The organism is Kitasatospora sp. MAA19, from assembly GCF_029894125.1.
In the GTDB taxonomy this organism is placed as follows: Bacteria; Actinomycetota; Actinomycetes; order Streptomycetales; family Streptomycetaceae; genus Kitasatospora.
The window spans coordinates 149,015-166,268 of the sequence record NZ_JARXYZ010000017.1; the positions used below are offsets into that span (position 1 = coordinate 149,015).

The following is a 17,254-nucleotide window of genomic DNA, read 5'->3' on the forward strand; positions in this document are numbered from 1 at the left end:
GCCTGCGGGCTCACGGGCCCCGGGCGCGCGAGTGTCGGGCCGGGCCAGGACGGACAACCAGGAGAGCGGAGACGATGCGCAGAGTTCTGATCGTCGGTGCCGGGCAGGCCGGCCTTCAACTGGCCCTGGGGCTCCAGGCCCACGGCTACGACGTGACGGTGATGACCGATCGTGACGCGGACGCGGTCCGCGGCGGTCGGGTGCTGTCCACCCAGTGCATGTTCGACGCCGCGCTGCGGACCGAGCGCGACCTCGGCCTGGACCTCTGGGCGCAGGACGCACCCCGGATCGAGGGGGTCGGGGTCTCGGTGGCGGGGCCGGAGTCCGCGCGGGTGATCGACTGGGTCGGGCGCCTGTCCGGGTACGCGCAGTCCGTCGACCAGCGGCTGAAGATGTCGACCTGGCTGGAGATGTTCGCCGGGCGTGGCGGCCGGGTGGTGGTCCGGCCGGCGACCGTCACCGACCTCGAACACCTCTCCGGCTCGTACGACCTGGTCCTGGTCGCGACGGGCAAGGGCGACCTGGCCGCGATGTTCGAGCGTGACCACGAGCGGTCCCGGTACGACCGGCCGCAGCGCGCGCTGGCCGGCAGCTACGTGTACGGGCTCGGTCCGCGCCCCGAGCACGACTTCCCGGCCGTCCGCTGCAACGTGGTGCCCGGCGTCGGCGAACTGTTCGTCATGCCGGCGCTGACCGCGGCGGGTCCGTGCGACATCCTGCTCTGGGAGGCCCTCCCGGGCGGCCCGGCGGACGCCTTCGACGGCGTCCGTGACCCGGCCGAACACCTGCGGGTGACGCTCGACCTGATGAAGTCCTTCACCCCCTGGGAGTACGACCGGACCCGCGCCGGCGTGGAGCTCACCGACGCCGGGGCCACCCTGGCCGGGCGCTTCACCCCCACGGTCCGCCGCCCGGTCGGTGAACTGCCGGGCGGAGGGGCGGTGTTGGGCGTGGCGGACGTGGTGGTCGTCAACGACCCGATCACCGGGCAGGGCTCCAACAACGCCGCCAAGGGCGCGGCCGGTTACCTCGACGCGATCCTCGCCCACGGCGACAAGCCGTTCGACCGCGACTTCATGCAGGCCGCCTTCGACCGCTTCTGGCAGGTCGCGCGCCCCGCCACCGCCTGGACCAACGCGATGCTCGCGCCGCCGCCCGAGCACGTGCTCCGCCTGCTCGGCGCGGCCGGTGAACTCCCGGCCGTGGCCGACCGGTTCGCCGAGGCCTTCAACGACCCGGCCGACCTGGAGCAGTGGTTCCTCGACCCCGCGAAGGCGGCGGCCTACCTGGACGCGGCCACGCCACCGCACTGACCGGCGCGGATCGCCCGGGGCTCCCGCACGGACGGTGGGCCCCGGTCGATCCGCCGAACACGCCCGGCCGAGGACCGGACGCCATCGGTGTCGAGGAGACCCCAGCCGCCCACGGCGACCTCGCCCACGGACTCCTCAGCCGGGACGAGCCCGTGCGGTACCTCCTCCCACCGGGGCGCCCCGGCGCGGCCCCCGTCAGCGTGAGTGGGCGGCGAGGCTGAGCAGGAGGTGGGCGGACTCGGGGTGGTGGAAGTCGGAGTGGGCGCCCGCCGGGTTGAGCCGGGTGGCCAGGCCGCCGCGGTAGACCCGGGCGGCGTCGATGTTGACGATCGGGTGGTCCAACTCGGTGTGCGGGTACGGGGAGGCGGTCGGGCGCAGCCGGGTGGTGAACTGCGGGACCGGGGCGACGCCCGTGCCGGAGTGGCCGATCCCCGGGCGGCCCTCGGCGCGCAGGTGCCAGAAGCCGGTGGCGCGGTCCCACCGGGAGTGGGTGAGCACCAGCGGCCCGCGCAGCGGCGCGCCGGGGCGGCCGGGGCCGAGGAACAGCCGGGGGAAGAGGTGGGCGAAGGCGTCGCGCGGCGCGGCCATCTGGAAGATCAGCGCGCTGTCGACGGTGAACGGGCGGGTGGGGTCGCCCGGTCGGCTCCAGCCCAGCACCGGCGGCCCGGCGGGCCGGTCGGCCGCGTACTGGACGGCCTCGCAGAGGAAGCGGCCACCGAAGGAGTGGCCGACCAGGTGCAGGTACTGGCCGCCGCGGTTGGCCAGGACACGGGGTGCGTCCGGGTGCCCGCGGTCGGCGTCCAGGTAGCCGAGCAGGTGGCCGAGGACCCGGCCGGCCTGCCCCTGGGCGCTCATGGTGTGCGCCCGTTCCCGGATCCGGCGGTAGCCGGCCGGTGACGGGAGGCTGGAGGAGGGCCAGCGCACCACCACGCACCACGGACGGAATCCCCTGGCCAGCCCCGGGTAGGCGGTCGGCGCGTCCCGGTGCAGGGCGGCGGCCCGGGTGAGCAGGGCGGTGGCCGAGCGGTCCGCGGCGGCGGGGCTGGTCTGCCAGCCGTGGACGTAGACGAAGATGTCGGTGGCACGGTCGGGGATGCGCAGGTGCCGGGCGAGGTGCTGGGCGACCCGCGACCCGGGCACCGGCGTCCGGGTGCCGGGGACGAGCAGTCGGCCGTGCTCGTCCAGGTCCACGGTGGCCGTCCGGACGACCGGGGCGGGTCCGGCGGGGGTGCGTGCCGTCACGGGGTCAGCTCCAGGATGCTGTCGATGCCGCAGTGCAGGGAGTAGGCGAGCGCCAGCGGGTTGCGGTACTCGCGGGCGAACCACCGGACCAGCTGCTGGGTGATCTCGCCCGCCGTGAACTCCCCGGTCAGGTACAGGTCGAGGAAGGCGAAGGCGTACTCGGCGGCGAACTCCTGCGGGATCTCGATCTGCGGGCCGAGCACGCCGTTGGCGCCGAGGTCGACCAGCGCCCGGCCCAGGTGCTCCAGTTCGGCGGCCGCCGACTGCCCGGTGTGGCAGGCGTTCAGCAGCACGAACGGCCGGAACATGGCGTCCGGGGCCTCGGCGTGCCGCCGGCGGTGGCGGCGCACCAGCTCGGCGTCGATCTGGCGGTCGTCGGAGAGCCGGACGGCGAGCTGCTCGTACGGGGAGTCGTTCGCGACGAACTGGCCGTGGCACCAGAAGTACATGACGTCCTCGTCCAGCACGGCGGAGGACAGCGCCTTGAGCAGCAGCTCGGACTCGGTGCGCACGGTCAGCTGGGAGCGGTCCTCCAGCAGCTTGCGGACCTCGGGGGCCCGGCCGACGTCGGTGAGCTGGTCGTCGGTGTTGAGGCTGGTGACGGGCCTGGTCCGGGCCGGGTAGGGCGGCTGGATCGGCGGGTAGCCGGCACCGGTCTGCTCGACCTGGTGGCGGTGGCCGAGGAAGTCGGCCCACGGATCGGCGGCGCCGCTGTCGACGGCGAGCATCGGCCAGGGCAGGTGGAGGTCGGAGTCGAAGCTGATCCGCAGCGAGCCGTGCTCGGTGAGCGTGCGGGTGAGGTACTCGCGGAAGACGGTCAGCTCGCGGTCCGGCCCGTCGAGCATCACCTCCAGGAAGTACCGCCCCTCCTCGGCCAGTTCGGCGACCTGCCGCTCGGCGACCCCGGCCAGCCGGGAGAAGTCGACGGCCTGGGCGAAGGGGTAGCCGCCGATCGGCTCGGGGTCGTACTGGACCAAGCGGTCGCGCCAGATGGTCCGCAGGCGGGCGGCCCGGGCGAGCAGGACGGCCTTGGATACCTTCAGCTCCGCGTGGTGGGGGCGGGTCCAGGGCGTGCGCTCGCCGGGCCGGTACGCGGAGACCAGCAGGTCGCCGCGGTGGTGGCGGAGCGAGACGACGAGGTCCAGCGGGTCCGGCTCCTTGGCCGGCCGGGCGTCCGCCGGGTGGCGCGGGCCGCGGGGCCGGGGGAGCCGGGTGTAGTCGGCGGAGGGGTTCTGGTGGATCTCGACGAGGAGGTCCCGGGGCACGTCGATTACTCCTGCTCCTGGGCGACTTGGGGTTCCTGGGCGGCTGCGCTCTCGTGGCCGGGGGCGTCGCGGGCGGTGTCGTGGGGGACGTCGACGACGGCGGAGAGGTCCTGGAGGACGGCGCCGTGCCCCCGGTCGTACACGGTGATCCGCACGGTGTGCGGCCCCGGGACGGTCGGCGTCAGCGCGAACCGGGCCGGCTCCCCGGCCGGGGTGTAGTCGGCGACGGGCGGTTCGAGCACGGCGTCCGAGGCGGCGACGGCCACCAGGCGCAGGTCCGGCAGCTCGGCGGGGTCGGCCGACGGCGCTTCGGATTCCAGCCGCAGCTCCAGGCGCACGGTGGCCCCCACCACGGGTTCTTCCAGCAGGGTGAGCCGGGGCCGCCAGGCGGTCCGTGGCGCCGCAGGCGCGGCGGCGGCGCGGCGTACGGACCCGCGCGAGCGCCGCAGCAGCGGTGCCGGCTCGGACGGGGGTGGCGCCGGTTCCGTGTGGGCGGGCAGGGCCCCGGGCGGCGACGGCGGCTCGCCGCCGTCCAGCTGGGCCAGCGCCGTCCGGCACTCCACCGCGAGCGGGTGGCCGGGGTCCATCAGGGACTCCCGCCCGGCGTGGACGGCTGCCAGTAGCTCGCGGGCGGCCTCCCGGTGCCCGCTCGCGGCGAGTGCGGCGGCCAGGCCGACGGCGAGGGTGGGGAACACCGGGAGCAGGCCGGGGCGTAGCGCGCCCAGGCTGACGGCGGCGTCGTCGGCCCCCCGGTGCCCGGCCAGGAGGGCCCCGGCGGGGGAGGAACCGGCGTCCGGGAGGCGGTCCGCGATGATGCCCCCGTACACCCGGGCCGCCCCGACGGCGTCGCCGGCCCGCAGGCGTGCGTGGGCGAGGCTCTGGCGGATGCTCAGGGTCAGGGAGTTGCGCGGGCCGTGGCTCGCGGCGCACTCCTCGGCGAGCTCCTCCAGCCGGACGACGGCGCGCAGCGGCCGCGCTCCGTAGGCCAGCAGCAGCGCGTGGGTCTCGCGGGCGGTCAGGGTGGCGTCGTCCGTCCCGCCGAGGGCGGTGTCGGCGGCGTCGGCGAGGGCGGCGGCCAGGCGTGCCGCGGCCTCCTGCTCCCCGTTCAGGTGCCGGGCGAAGGCGAGCATGCAGCCGGCCAGGACGAGGCCTGCCACGGCGGGGCCGGTCGGCCTGGTCCAGTCCGCCGCCAGGGGCGAGAGCTCGGCGATCGCTCCGCCGTGGTCCCCGGCGAGCAGCAGGGCCTGGGCGCGGCCGTACCGCAGGGAGCGGGGCAGGAGGTGGTCGGGTCCGACGGCCTCGACGGCGGCGTCCAGGACCTCCTGGTAGCAGGAGGCGGCCTCGCTGTACCGGCCGGCTTCGAGGAGGTTGAGCGCGAGGCTGTCCCAGGCGTCGAGGGTGTCCGAGTGGTCGGCACCGAGGGTCCGGGCGTAGTCGGACCGCAGGCTCAGGTAGAGCGCGGCGGCGCGGTCGTGGTCCCAGCGGTGGCGGTGGGCGTGGGCGAGGGAGGACCGGGCGGTCAGGGTCGCGGGGTGGTCCGGGCCGTGGACGCGCTCACGGTCGGCCGCCAGGGCCGCTCGGTCGGCCACCTCCTGGCGGTGTCGACCGGCGAAGCGCCTGGTGAGGGCGAGGCTGTTCCGATCGTGGAGGGTGTCCGGGTGATCGGGGCCCTGGACGCGGGCGCGGTGGGCGATCAGCTCCGTGAACTGGGCAACGGCTCGGTCGAGTTCGCCGGTCTCGCGGACGTTCCGGGCCAGCCGGGAGCGCTGGTCGAGGGTGTCGGGGTGGTCGGCTCCCTGGCTGCGGGCCCGGTCAGCGGTCAGGGCTTCCAGATCGGCTGCGGCCTGGAGGAGCATGCCCGCGGACTCGCGGTCGGCGGCGAGGTTGTCGCGAGCGTTGAGGGTGGCGGGGTGGTTCGGGCCTTGGACGCGGATGCGGTCCTGCAGCACGCTTTCGCCGAGCTCGATGGCGCGCAGGCGATCACCGGCTGCCTCGTGGGTCCAGGCCAGCAGGAAGCGGGCGTTGAGGGTACTGGGATGGTCGGGACCGCAGACCCGTCGTGAGTCGGTGACCAGGGCTTGGGCCAGCCGGAGGGCGCGCCGGTGGTTGCCCGCCGCGCGGCACGAGGAGGCCTGCCACCAGCGGGTGTTGAGCGTGTCCGGATGGTCGGGGCCTTGGACCCGCTCCCGGTCGGCGGCCAGAGCGCCGTAGATCTCGGCCGCCCTGCGGTGGTCGCCGAGCTGACTGTGGGCGTTGGCGTGCCACCAGCGGGTGTTGAGCGTGTCCGGGTGGTCGGGGCCTTGGACCCGCTCCCGGTCGGCCAGCAACGCCGGGTACAGGTCGGCAGCGGTTCGGTGGTCGCCTGCGGCGACGACGGACCGCGCGAGGCTGAGCCGGGTTTCGAGGGTGTCGCGATGGTCCGGGCCGAGGACCCGATCGAGGTCGGTGGCCAGGGCCCGGAACAGCTCCACCGCCCGGACGTGGTCGGCAGCCTCCCGGCAGGTGCCGGCCAGGCCCACCCGGGTGTCCAGGGTCGTGGGGTGGTCGGCGCCCAACGCGTGGACCAGATCGTCGATCAGGGTCTCGTAGAGCTCCAGGGCCTGACGGTGCTCACCGGCGTCGCGGTACATGTTGGCCAGCGAGCGCAGGGTGTTGAGCGTGTCCGGGTGGTCGGGGCCCTGGACCCGCTCCCGGTCGGCCGCCAGAGCGACGTACCGTTCCACCGCGTGGTGGTACTGCTCGGCCTGGCCGTACGCCCAGGCGACCATGCCGAAGGTGTCCAGGGTCGTGGGGTGGTGGGCGCCCAGGATGCGGGTGCGGTCGGTGGCCAGCGCCTCGTAGAGGGCGATTGCCCGGCTGTGGTCCTGGGCGGCAGAGGTGGCCCCGGCCAGGCCGCTACGCGCTGCCAGGGTTTCAGGGTGCTCGGGGCCCCGGATCCGGGCCGAGTCGGCAACCAGTGCGGTGTACAGATCCACCGCACGTCGATGCGCTCTTGCCTGTTGGTAGGCGTAGGCCTGCCACCACCGGGCGTCGAGTGTCTGCGGGTGGTCGGCTCCGTGGGAGCGGTTCCAGTCGGCTACGAGCGCGTCGTGCAGCGTCACCGCTCGTCGGTAGTCACCCGCAGCGGCGACGGCACGTGCTGACGCCCAGCGGTCGGAGAGCGTCTCCGGATGATCGGGCCCCTCGACCCGCGAACGATCGGCGACCAGGGCCGCGAGCAGATCGACGGCCCGGCGGCGATCGCCCGCTTCCCGGTAGGCAAACGCCAGCCAGTAGCGGGCGTTGAGGGTGTGGGAGTGCTCGGGGCCTTGGACCCGGCCGTAGTCGGGCACGAGCGCAGCGTGGAGCTCTACGGCCAGTCGGTGATCACCTGCTTGTCGGTGTGCGTTCGCGAGCCAGTGCCGCGTGTTGAGCGTGTCCGGGTGGTCGGGGCCCTGGACCCGGGTGCGGTCGGTCACCAGAGCGGCGTACAGGTCCGCCGCGCGGCGATGCCGGCCCGCGTCCCCGTGTGCCGAAGCGAGCCACCAGCGGGTGTTGAGGGTGTGCGGGTGGTCCGGTCCGAGCAGGCGGACGCGGTCGGCGACCAACTGGGCGGTGAGGTCGATCGCGCGGCGGTGGTCGCCCGCCTCGCCGTGGGCGACCGCGAGGTGCAGGCGGGCGTTGAGGGTCTGTGGGTGGTCGGCGCCGAGCACCCGGGTGTGGTCGGCGACGGCCCGCTCGCGCTCGGCGAGTGCGTCCCGGAGCCGCCCGGCCTGCTGGAGGGCGTAGGCGAGGCCGGTACGCTCGTCGAGCGTGTACGGGTGGTCGGGGCCGTGCGCCCTGGTGCGGTCGGTCAGCAGCTGTTCACGCAGCTCCACCGCCCGTTCGAGGTTGCCTGCCTGGCCGTGCAGCCAGGCCTGCCAGCCACGGGTGTTGAGGGTGTCCGGGTGGTCCGGGCCCAGCACCCGCAGGCGGTCGGCGGCCAGTGCGTCGCACAGCTCCGCCGCACGGCGGTGGTCGCCGGCGTCGCCGGAGGCCCGGGCCAGGCTCAGACGCGCGTCGAAGGTGTCGAAGTGCTCGGGGCCGAAGACCCGCTCGTGGTCGGCGAGCAACCGCTGCCGCTCGGCGAGGGCCTCGCGGGGACGGCCGGCCAGCTGGAGGGTGCGGGCCAGGTTGGACCGTTCGTCGAGGGTGTCGGGGTGGTCCGGGCCCTGGACGCGGATCCGGTCGGCCACCAGCCGTTCGAACTCCACCAGTTCGCGGTTGGTCCAGCCCGCGATGCGCAGCGCGTAGGCGAGTTCGCTGCGCTCCTCCAGGGTGCCGGCGTGGTCCGGTCCCTGGGCGAGGGCACGGTCGCGCACCAGGGCCTGGTGCTGCTCCACCGCCACCGGGTACCGGCCCGCCTCGCGGTGGGCACGGGCGAGGCCGTTGCGGGCGTCGAGGGTGTGCGGGTGGTCGGGGCCCAGGACGCGGGTGTAGTCGGCGACGACACCGGTGAAGTCCGCGACCGCCGCCGCCGGACGCCCGGCCTCACCGCGGGCCATGGCCAGCCGGCCGCGAGCGAACAGCGTCTGCGGGTGGTCCGGTCCCTGCACCCGGGTGTGGTCGGCGGCCACCGCCTCGTACGCGGCCACCGCGGCCTCGTGGTCGCCGGCGGCGGCGTGGGCGGCGGCGAGCCAGCCGCGGCTGGTGAGGGTGTCGGGGTGGTCGGCGCCGAGCACCCGGGCCCGGTCGGACACCGCCTGCTCGTACAGGGTGATGGCCAAGCGGTGCTGACCGGCGGTGAGTTGGGCGTACGCCAGGCCGTTGCGGTTGGCCAGGATGTCCGGGTGGTCCGGGTCCAGTACCCGGGCCGCGTCGGCCAGCAGCCGCTCGAACTCCGCCACCGCCGCCTGGTGCTGCCCGGCGACCTGGAGGGCGTAGGCGAGCCCCGCGCGGCTGGTGAGGGTCCCGGGGTGGTCGGCGCCGAGGACCCTCTCCCGGTCGGTCACCACCGACTGGAACGCGTGGACGGCGCGCGCGTGTTCACCGGCCTTGCGGTAGGCGTGCGCGAGCGTGTGACGCCCGGCGAGGGCGTCCGGGTGCTCGGGGCCCTGGAGACGGGTACGGTCGGCCACCACCGCCCGGCAGAGTGCCACGGCGAGGGCCGGGTCGCCGGCCCGGGCGTGGAGTTCGGCGAGCCGGCCCCGGGTGGCCAGGGTCGCGGGGTGGTCGGCGCCCAGCAGCCGCTGCTGCCCGTCGGCCATCGCGGTGACCAGTGGGATGGCGAACACCCGCTGGGCCCGGTCGGTCAGCTCCCCGGCGGCCAGCCCGTACAGGGCGACGGTCTGCGGGGTGGGCCGCTCCGAGGGGCCGGTGGCGGCCAGCTCCCGGATGTGCGGCAGCAGCGCCCGGCGCAGCCGGGGGCCGGCCTCCGGCCAGAGCCGGGCGGCGGCCTCGGCGAGCTGCTGCTCGGCGCGCTGGCGCAGCCGGCGGGCGCCCTCGGAGCGGCGCAGCACGCCCTGCAGCAGGCGGTGCACGGTGACGGTGTCGCCGAGGGTGATCAGGTTGTAGTCGGCGAGCAGCCGGAGCGCGGAGTCGACCTCGGCCGGGCGGCGCGCGCCGAAGGGCGTGAGGGCCTCGCGCGGCAGCGCCTCGGGGGCGTACCAGGCGAGGGTGCGCAGCAGCTCGACGGCGAAGGGGGCGGTGCCCTGGACGGTGCGCAGGGTGGTCTGCCAGAGCCGGGAGACGGTGGCCACCGGGTCGGTGCCGGCGTCGGGGCCCGAGTCGGGGCCGGTCGGGCTGCTGGTGCGCAGCAGTTCGCGGTAGGCGGCGAAGCTGGTGCCGGTCTGCTGCACGTAGGCGCCGGCCTGGGCGAGGGCCAGTGGGAGGTGGCCGAGGTCGTCGGCGAGGGCGTAGGCCTCGGCCTGGTCGGCCTGCGCCCCGGGGTGGGCGGTGCCGCAGAGCAGCCGGGCGGCCTCGGGGGCGTCGAGGACGTCGATCCGGACCGGGCGGATCCCGGGGTGCCAGCCGCCGGCGCGGCGGCTGGTGACCAACTGGTGGCCGCAGCCGAGCAGGCGTCCGAGGTAGGGGGTGAGGTGGACCGGGTCCTCGGCGTTGTCGTAGACCAGCAGCCAGCGGTCGTGGGCGCGCAGCCAGGCGATCGCCCATTCGACCTGCTGGCCGGGCGGGGCGGTGAGCGCCCAGGAGGGGTGGAGGTGGACGGCGAGATCGGCGAAGGCCTCGGCGAGCTGCTCCTCGGACTCGGCGGTGATCCACCAGATCAGCCGGTAGTGCGCGGCCTCGGCGGCGGCGTACGCGTGGTGCAGCGCGAGGGTGGTCTTGCCGACCCCGCCGAGGCCGTGCAGCGTGGTGGCCTGGGTGACCAGGCCGCTGCCGTCGCCGTCCGACAGCGCCTCGGTGATCGCCCGTAACGCGCCGTCCCGGCCGACGAGCCGGTCCGCGGAGCGGGGCGGCAGGTTGGGCGCGGGGTCGGCCGCCTCGACGGTCAGCGCGGCCCGCGCCGCGTCGGGCGGGAGCACCGCCGCCCGCTGCTCGGCGTGCGGGTTGCCGGCGGCGGGGGAGACCGGGCGGCGCCGCTGGTCGAACGCCTCGTGGTCGGGCAGTACGCCCTCGGGCCGGACGTGCGTCGTCCTGGACATCAACACTTCGGCGTCCTCACCCCCGCGTACGGCTCTGCCCGCCCACCGTAGTCGCGGTCGCGCTCCGTGTCACCGGATTCCGTCGGTCGACCGGGCGGCGGGCGCGCGTCGCTGTCGGTGGCGGGCGACAGCGTGCCCGGATGCGCACCCGTACCGTCCCGACCTGGCAGATCACCGAGACCGATGGCCTGGAGACGTCCTGGATCGAGCTAGACGAGCAGTTCCGAAGTCGGTCAGTGGTCGTAGGCGATCAGTGAGCCGGTGACGGGTTGGCCGGTGGTGCGGTTGCGCCAGATCGCGCAGGTCGTCGCCAGCACCTGGAGCCTGGCCAAGCTCGCCGAGCACCCGGTCGAGCACGCGGTCGTCACCCCGTCAGCCGGGAGACCCTGCGACGGATCCTGCGCGAGGGCAGGGTCTCCCGGCAGGCAACAAGCACATGGAAGGCCTTCACCGACCTGGTCTTCATTGCCGCCACGACGAGCAGAACGCTGTCATCGGTGCCTGCATCCGCCGGCACGACGCACGCGCCGGACCGAAGACCGACTTCGCCCCCGACTCACCCCCCGTCCGCACCTGGACCCATTACCCGGCCACGGCTGCGTGACGATCGTGTTCACCGCGGTACTGACACCCGCCCCCAAGGGCACGACCAGGGCGGTGGGTTACGTGTTCGCGTGCCTCAACGCGGCCGGTTTCGTGCTCGGGGTGACCCTGGGGGCGGGGCCCACCCGCGCGTACGACCTGCCGCTGTTCAACGCGGCGATCTTCCTGAGCATCGCCTCGTACTGCTACCGCGACATCACCACCCGCAGGGCCCGGGCGCCCCGGGCCGCGGGAGGCGTCGCCGCGGGCGGCGTCCGGGCTTGACACGCTCATCGCCCACCCGGACTGATCGGTGATCCGGCCGGGAGCGGAGGCCGCTACGACTTCCCCACGTCCTGATCCGCCGTCACACCTTCGAGCGGACTTCCCGGCCCCGTCGCCGGGCAGGCTTGCCCCCGTGACCGACACCAACCTGTTCCAGCCCGGCACCACCGTGGTGCGCCGCGACGTCCACGCCGGCCGGGTGTGGACGGCGATGCCGCAGCGCGTGGTCGACGACACCGGCCACGTGCTGTCCCTGGCCTACTGGCCGGGGATCGAGAGCTTGGCTCCGACGACCTGGATCACCGCGACACGCACCGGAGACGACACCACCCGCAAGCAGGGCCTGGAAGACCTGGCGGCCGGCACCTGGACCCTCGGCCGCTACCGATGGACCGGCACCGAGCTGCTGAGCCACTTCCTGGCCGGCGAGTGGTTCTCCGTGCACTGCTTCCAGGACGCCGCCACCCACGAGCCGCTGCGCTGGTACGTGAACTTCGAGAAGCCCCATCAGCGTCGCCCCGGCATCGGGATCGACACCCTGGACCTGTGCCTGGACCTGGTCGCCGCGCCCGACCTGTCGGAGCATCACTGGAAGGACCAGGACGAGTACGACCAGATGCGCCGCCTGGGCCTGATCGACGACTACCTCCATCACCAGGTCGATCGGGCCCGGGGGAGGGCGATCGCCATGCTCGACGACCGCACCGGTCTGTTCGCCGGCGGCTGGCCCACCTGGGCACCGGAGGCATCCTGGCCGCTGCCGACACTGCCGACACTGCCCGACGGCGCCGACGACCAGGCCACCGGACGGTGACCGTGCCAGCCCGGGTGCGGGTGTACGCGGTCCTGGTCCACGACCGCCGCCTCTGCCTGATCCGCCGCCGGCGCCCCGCAGGCGTGCAGCACTCGCTGCCCGGCGGCCTGGTCGAGGACGGCGAGGACCCGATCGATGCGCTGCGCCCGGAGCTGCCCGAGGAACTCGCCTCGACCGGCGGTGAACCGCGCGCCGGTGGTGTGGCTGCCGGCGGCCGACGCGGCCGACCTCCACAACCTGTACCTGGCGGAGGAGGGTGGCGATGACGCGCTGGTGGCAGGCGGACAGGTCGTCGTCGTGGAGGCTGCCCAGCCACGGATCGAACCGCAACTGCGCACACTGACGTCCCGTCACTGAGGGTTTCCTGCTGACGGCTCGGGTCCGACGTTCCTCCTTGCCCGCTCGGCAGCTTGGACGGCAGTGACCCGCCTCCGAAACCCCTTCAGCGTCGTAACGGCCATTCTCAGTCCGAGCGCGGGACCGCAGGTGACCGGGCCGGACCGTGCGACGTCGAGCGTGTGAAGGTGCGGCGGTAAGCGGTGGGGGTGGTGTCCAGTGTGCGCCGGAAGTGCAGCCGCAGGTTGGCTGCCGTGCCCAGCCCGCAGTCCCGCGCCACCTGTTCCACCGAACGCTCCGTGGTTTCCAGCATTTCCCGCGCCCTGCCGAGCCGGGCGTTGAGTACCCACTGCAACGGGGTCGTGCCCGTCTCCTCGGTGAACCGGCGCATGAAGGTGCGCTGCGAGAGGCCCGCGTGCCGGGCGAGCACGCGCAGCGTGAGCGGCTCGCCGAGCCGTTGCAGGGCCCATCCCCGGGTACCGGAGAGCGACGCCTCACCGGCCACCGCGACGGGAGCCGGCACGTACTGGGCCTGCCCACCGTCTCGGTGCGGGGCGGCGACCAGACCGCGGGCGAGCTGGTTGGCCACCTCCGCGCCCAGGTCGCGGCGCACGATGTGCAGGCACAGGTCGATGCCGCAGCACACCCCGGCCGAGGTCAGCACGTCGCCCTCGTCGACGTAGAGCACGTCGCGATCGACCGTGACGGCCGGGAAGCCCCGTTCGAACTCGTCGATGTGTCTCCAGTGGGTCGTGGCGTGCAGCCCGTCCAGCACGCCCGCCGCGGCCAGCGCGAAGGCGCCCGTGCAGATCGACACCACACGCTTGCCCCGGTCGCGGGCTTCGGCCAGTGCGACGAGCGCGGCTTCCGGCAACGGGAGGATCGGTTCGAATCCCGGCACGATCACGGTGTCGGCGGTGCGCACCTGCTCCAGGCCCCCGTCAGCGACCAGGGCGAAACCCGCGGTGGTGGTCACCTTCGCGTCCAGCGCGCACAGGGTCATCTCGTAGGGGGTTTCCGGTCGGGTGGTGAAGATCTGCGCCGGGATCGCCAGGTCGAGCGGGGTGACCCCGTCCAGCGCCAGGACCGCGACTCGATGCACTGCCATGGCAAGATTCTATCGAAGTGTGGAAATTTTGCCTCTCACCAGGTCAGGGGGGTAGCGGCCAGGCTGAAGACATGACCGGACCTACCGACGAGGCGACCGCCGACCTGATCACGCTGCCCGGCACACCGCTTGCCGACGCCGTCGTGAACCTCATTCGGCCGGTGGAAACGCCGTCCGTCTTCAACCACAGCATCCGCAGTTACCTGTTCGCCCGGCTGGTGGCCGGCCGCCTCGGCCTTGCCGCCGGCCACGACTACCACGACGACCTGTTGTTCGCCGCGTGCGCGATGCACGACCTAGGCGTGGCGTCGGACGGCCCGCACAGCCAGCGGTTCGAGGTCGAAGGCGCTGACCGGGCCGCCTCCTTCCTGACCGACCGCGGAGTACCCGCGGCCGACGCCGACCAGGTCTGGCAGGCCATCGCCCTGCACACCTCCCCGGGCATCGCGGAACGCCGCGGCACGCTGTGCGCGCTCGTCCGCGAGGGCGTCGCCCTCGATTTCGGCGGCCCACTGGGCGCCAACCACGTCGACGCCGTCACCGACGAGCAGGCCGACGCCGTGCACGCCGCCTATCCGCGGCTGGACATGATCCGCTCACTCACCGACGCGATCGTCGCGCAGGCCGCGAAAGACCCGAAGAACGCACCCCGGTACACGATCCCCGGCGAACTCCTCCGCGAACGCGAGACCTTCGGCCGGACCAGGCTGGAGCACACCTGCCGTTCGTCCCGCTGGGGCAACTGACTCCGCGGAACCCACGACCCCGTCACCAAGGAAAGGGAAGCACCGCAATGACCGTCCACACCGTCGAGATCCCCGAGGACAACGCAGTCTTCGGGCAAACCACCAGCGCCTTCGCAAGCTTCGGCTACTCCGCCGCGGTCCGCGCGCACGGCCTCTTGTTCATCGCCGGAACGATCGGTCGCCGCGCCGACGGAACCATCCCGGACACCATCGAGGAGCAGACCGAGATCGCCCTCCGAAAGATCGAAGAGATCCTCCGGCTGGAGAACCTCGACACGTCCGCCCTCGTCGACGTCACCAGCTACCACGTCGACATCCGGCAGCACCTTCCCGGCTTCATCGAGGCCAAACAGCGCCTCGTCGAACCCCCTTACCCGACCTGGACGATCATCGGGGTCAGCGGCCTCGCCAGCCCGGGACTCCTCGTCGAGATCCGCGCTACCGCCGCGTATCCCGACGCTGCTGCGAGGTCCGGTGTTCCCGCAGCGCGCTGAGTCAGCGGTCGCTGCCGGGCATGAGCATCAGGTGCTCATGCCCGGCGTGCCGCACAGTCCGGTGTGTGGGAAGCAGGGCTTGTTCACAAGCCGCGCAAGGCGAGTTGGAGCGTGGCGGGGTGGTCCGGCCCGGCACCCGTGGCAGCTACCGAAGGGTGCCCCCCGGCGTGCTCGGTTCCAGGGCCAGGCGGGGCGGGTGGTGGTGATACCGCCGTCGACGTAGAGGGTGGTGCCGTGGATCATGCGGGCCTCGTCGGAGGCGAGGAAGGCGACGGTGTGGGCGATGTCCTCGGGGGCGACCGGGACTCCGGCCGGAGTTGTCGCGGTCATTCGTTCGATGACCGGGCGGGCGCTCTCGTTCCCGGGAGTCGGGGTGACGCCGGGAGCGACGGCGTTGACCCGGACACCGCGTGGGCCGAACTCGGCGGCCCAGGTCCGGGTCATCTGCTCGTCGGCGGCCTTGGTGGCGGTGTAGAGAGCGGCGAACGGACTTCCCACGGCGGCCATCCACGAACCGATCGTCACGATCACCCCGGCGCCCCGGGCCACCATGTCGGGCGCCATCTGGGCGACCAGCACGTGCGGTGCGCGGATGTTGACCGCGAGCATCCTGTCCAGGTCGTCGTCGGAGAGCTCCGGCGTGGACGTGGCGGGATAGACACCGGCGTTGTTCACCAGGATGTCCACCCGCCCGCCCGCGGCTGCCGTCGCCCGTGCGGCGAACTCGCGGACCACGTCGGCGTCGCCCGCCGGATCGGCAGGGACGAAGCCGGCCTTGCCGCCCGCGGCGCGAATGCCCGCCACCACCTCCTCGCCGCGCCGTGGGTCACGGCCGCTGGTGATCACATGGGCGCCACGTGCCGCGAGCACGCGAGCGATGGCGGCACCGATACCGCTGGTCGATCCGGTCACGACGGCGCTACGGCCGTGGAAGGGCAGTACGTGCCGGGAGCGCTGGGGCTCGTGCGATGAGGTCATGACGCCATTGCACGGGCCGCACCGGTACGCAACCAGTGCGGGTCCTGCCTGGGCACGGCATGACCAGACAGGGACGGTGCCGGCGGCCGTACCGTGGGGCAATGAGTCACGACCGCTCCGCTTTCGGCACCTTCCTGCGAGCCCGCCGGGACCGCCTCACACCCGCCCAGGTCGGCATCGACGCGTTCCCCGGTCCCCGACGCGTGCCCGGACTGCGCCGGGAGGAGCTGGCCATGCTGGCGGGCCTGAGCACCGACCACTACAGCCGCCTGGAACAGGGCCGGCAGGCGACGGTCTCCGAGATGGAGGCCGGCAGGCGACCAGGCGATCAGCGGCTCATCGCCGCTGTGCACGACCTGCGGCGTACCGACCCGGACGTCGCCCGCTGGTGGGACGACCACACCGTGCGTGACTACGCTTCGGTACCCAAGCGCATCGCCCATCCCGAGGCCGGGCCCCTCGACTTCGACATCGAGATCGTCACCGCATCCCACGCCCTCGACCAGCACCTCATCGTGTACACCGTCGAGCCCGACTCCTCCACGGCCCGGGTACTGCCGATCCTGGCCAGCTGGGCCACCCCGGCGAACGCCCCGACCGGACCACAGGACTGAAAGCCAGGCGATCTCGGACACGGGCGGCATCGGGGCCCTCCGAGCCACCAGAAACCATTGATCCTCCCACCGCAAGGCCTCAAGCGGTGTCATTCCTCGGTGATATCACTCTGTGTCAGCACCGGGCGGCGTCATCGCTGAACGACAAGCGGTGTCAGATCCCACGCGGGTTCGGGACCACCGACACGCTCGTGCGGGCGTTCCGCCGCCAGCTCGGCACGACGCGACGGAGTACCGGCGCCGGCGCCGGTTCCGGACCGTCCGGGGGTGAACGGACGACGGACGCCCGCGACCTGGTGTGCACCCCGACGGGCATGCCGATCATGTGGGCATTGGCCAACCCGAAGATCGGCGACGCGAGGTGCTGGCGGCGATGCTCGAAGTCGACGCCGACCTGGTGGCCGGGCGCGAGGGCATCTTGCTCATCACGGACAAGGGCTTCGCGTCCAAGCCGTTCGAGAAGGACCTCGCCGAGCAGGGCATCGAGCTCCTGCGGCCGTTGCTCAGGCGTGAGAAGAACCGATACGGCGAGCCGATGCTCAAGAAGGTCCGCCAGCTGATCGAGTCGGTCAACGACACCCTCAAGGGACAGCTTGACCTGGAACAACACGGCGGACGACCTTCGAGGGCGTGGCTGTCCGGGTGACGCAGCGGGTGCTCGCGATGGCCGCTGGGATCTGGCACAACAACCTGATCGGCGCGCCGGTCACCCGCTCGCTGATCGCCTCTGACCACTGATCACTTCGGAACCACTCGCCTAGCTTGACTCTGTCGGGGATCTTGGTGTTCGGCTGCCTGTGATCACGGCGGTGCGTCAGTCTTGCGGGTGTACAAGGCCCGTGAGACTGGCGAGGAGT

14 protein-coding genes are annotated in these 17,254 nt (G+C 73.5%); 9 read left to right on the forward strand and 5 right to left on the reverse strand.

Annotated elements, in window-relative coordinates; all coding sequences use genetic code 11:
- Nucleotides 1-74 precede the first annotated feature (74 nt).
- Nucleotides 75-1,313, forward strand: coding sequence for a styrene monooxygenase/indole monooxygenase family protein (locus tag P3T27_RS24865; protein WP_280682123.1), 1,239 nt, complete (start codon nt 75-77; stop codon nt 1,311-1,313).
- Nucleotides 1,314-1,508: 195 nt separating this feature from the next.
- On the opposite strand, the gene P3T27_RS24870 is transcribed toward P3T27_RS24865, so the two are convergent.
- Genes P3T27_RS24870 through P3T27_RS24880 form a run of 3 tightly spaced genes read right to left on the reverse strand, consistent with a single transcriptional unit; the run spans nt 1,509 to nt 10,440 of the window.
- Nucleotides 1,509-2,555: a hypothetical protein gene (locus P3T27_RS24870; protein ID WP_280682125.1), complete on the reverse strand. Its 1,047-nt coding sequence runs from the start codon at nt 2,553-2,555 to the stop codon at nt 1,509-1,511.
- Entirely contained in the window at nt 2,552-3,820 is a 1,269-nt protein-coding gene (locus P3T27_RS24875) for a CHAT domain-containing protein (RefSeq protein WP_280682127.1), read from the reverse strand. Before P3T27_RS24875 ends, P3T27_RS24870 begins: the two co-directional genes overlap by 4 nt.
- Nucleotides 3,821-3,825: 5 nt before the next feature.
- Nucleotides 3,826-10,440 carry a tetratricopeptide repeat protein gene (locus P3T27_RS24880; protein ID WP_280682129.1) on the reverse strand — a complete coding sequence of 2,205 codons (6,615 nt, stop codon included), beginning with the start codon at nt 10,438-10,440 and terminating at the stop codon, nt 3,826-3,828.
- A gap of 600 nt (nt 10,441-11,040) precedes the next feature.
- Between P3T27_RS24880 and P3T27_RS24885 the strand changes: the two genes are divergently transcribed.
- From P3T27_RS24885 to P3T27_RS24900, 4 genes are all read left to right on the forward strand, one after another.
- A complete protein-coding gene (locus tag P3T27_RS24885; RefSeq protein ID WP_280682131.1) occupies nt 11,041-11,307 on the forward strand; it encodes a hypothetical protein in 267 nt (88 codons plus the stop codon).
- A 133-nt stretch (nt 11,308-11,440) separates the two neighbouring features.
- A complete protein-coding gene (locus P3T27_RS24890) occupies nt 11,441-12,121 on the forward strand; it encodes a DUF402 domain-containing protein (RefSeq protein WP_280682134.1) in 681 nt (226 codons plus the stop codon).
- Between the two features lie 20 nt (nt 12,122-12,141).
- Complete coding sequence (locus P3T27_RS24895) at nt 12,142-12,387, forward strand: NUDIX domain-containing protein (RefSeq protein WP_280682153.1); 246 nt, start codon at nt 12,142-12,144, stop codon at nt 12,385-12,387.
- Nucleotides 12,302-12,478 carry a hypothetical protein gene (locus P3T27_RS24900; RefSeq protein ID WP_280682155.1) on the forward strand — a complete coding sequence of 59 codons (177 nt, stop codon included), beginning with the start codon at nt 12,302-12,304 and terminating at the stop codon, nt 12,476-12,478. The genes P3T27_RS24895 and P3T27_RS24900 overlap by 86 nt, the downstream gene beginning before the upstream one ends.
- 106 nt (nt 12,479-12,584) lie before the next feature.
- Here P3T27_RS24900 and P3T27_RS24905 read toward each other — a convergent pair whose 3' ends face one another.
- Nucleotides 12,585-13,565, reverse strand: coding sequence for a helix-turn-helix domain-containing protein (locus tag P3T27_RS24905; protein ID WP_280682136.1), 981 nt, complete (start codon nt 13,563-13,565; stop codon nt 12,585-12,587).
- 71 nt (nt 13,566-13,636) lie between these two features.
- Between P3T27_RS24905 and P3T27_RS24910 the strand changes: the two genes are divergently transcribed.
- Nucleotides 13,637-14,311, forward strand: a complete 675-nt coding sequence (locus P3T27_RS24910; protein ID WP_280682138.1) for an HD domain-containing protein — start codon at nt 13,637-13,639, stop codon at nt 14,309-14,311.
- 47 nt (nt 14,312-14,358) lie between these two features.
- On the forward strand, nt 14,359-14,805 hold the full coding sequence (locus tag P3T27_RS24915; protein ID WP_280682140.1) for a Rid family hydrolase: 447 nt from the start codon (nt 14,359-14,361) through the stop codon (nt 14,803-14,805).
- A gap of 27 nt (nt 14,806-14,832) precedes the next feature.
- Here P3T27_RS24915 and P3T27_RS24920 read toward each other — a convergent pair whose 3' ends face one another.
- Nucleotides 14,833-15,783 carry an SDR family NAD(P)-dependent oxidoreductase gene (locus tag P3T27_RS24920; protein WP_348534128.1) on the reverse strand — a complete coding sequence of 317 codons (951 nt, stop codon included), beginning with the start codon at nt 15,781-15,783 and terminating at the stop codon, nt 14,833-14,835.
- 101 nt (nt 15,784-15,884) lie between these two features.
- On the opposite strand from P3T27_RS24920, the gene P3T27_RS24925 reads away from it, so the two are divergent.
- Together P3T27_RS24925 and P3T27_RS24930 are read left to right on the forward strand one after the other, a co-directional pair.
- Complete coding sequence (locus tag P3T27_RS24925) at nt 15,885-16,397, forward strand: helix-turn-helix transcriptional regulator (RefSeq protein WP_280682141.1); 513 nt, start codon at nt 15,885-15,887, stop codon at nt 16,395-16,397.
- A 373-nt stretch (nt 16,398-16,770) separates the two neighbouring features.
- Nucleotides 16,771-17,043, forward strand: coding sequence for a transposase (locus P3T27_RS24930; RefSeq protein WP_280682143.1), 273 nt, complete (start codon nt 16,771-16,773; stop codon nt 17,041-17,043).
- Nucleotides 17,044-17,254: the final 211 nt, after the last annotated feature.

Coding starts and splice junctions, on each gene's coding strand:
- P3T27_RS24865 (WP_280682123.1), top strand. CDS start 75: ATGCGCAGAGTTCTGATCGTCGGTGCCGGGCAGGCCGGCCTTCAACTG.
- P3T27_RS24880 (WP_280682129.1), bottom strand. CDS start 10,440: ATGTCCAGGACGACGCACGTCCGGCCCGAGGGCGTACTGCCCGACCAC.
- P3T27_RS24905 (WP_280682136.1), bottom strand. CDS start 13,565: ATGGCAGTGCATCGAGTCGCGGTCCTGGCGCTGGACGGGGTCACCCCG.
- P3T27_RS24910 (WP_280682138.1), top strand. CDS start 13,637: ATGACCGGACCTACCGACGAGGCGACCGCCGACCTGATCACGCTGCCC.
- P3T27_RS24915 (WP_280682140.1), top strand. CDS start 14,359: ATGACCGTCCACACCGTCGAGATCCCCGAGGACAACGCAGTCTTCGGG.
- P3T27_RS24920 (WP_348534128.1), bottom strand. CDS start 15,783: ATGACCTCATCGCACGAGCCCCAGCGCTCCCGGCACGTACTGCCCTTC.
- P3T27_RS24925 (WP_280682141.1), top strand. CDS start 15,885: ATGAGTCACGACCGCTCCGCTTTCGGCACCTTCCTGCGAGCCCGCCGG.
- P3T27_RS24930 (WP_280682143.1), top strand. CDS start 16,771: ATGCTCGAAGTCGACGCCGACCTGGTGGCCGGGCGCGAGGGCATCTTG.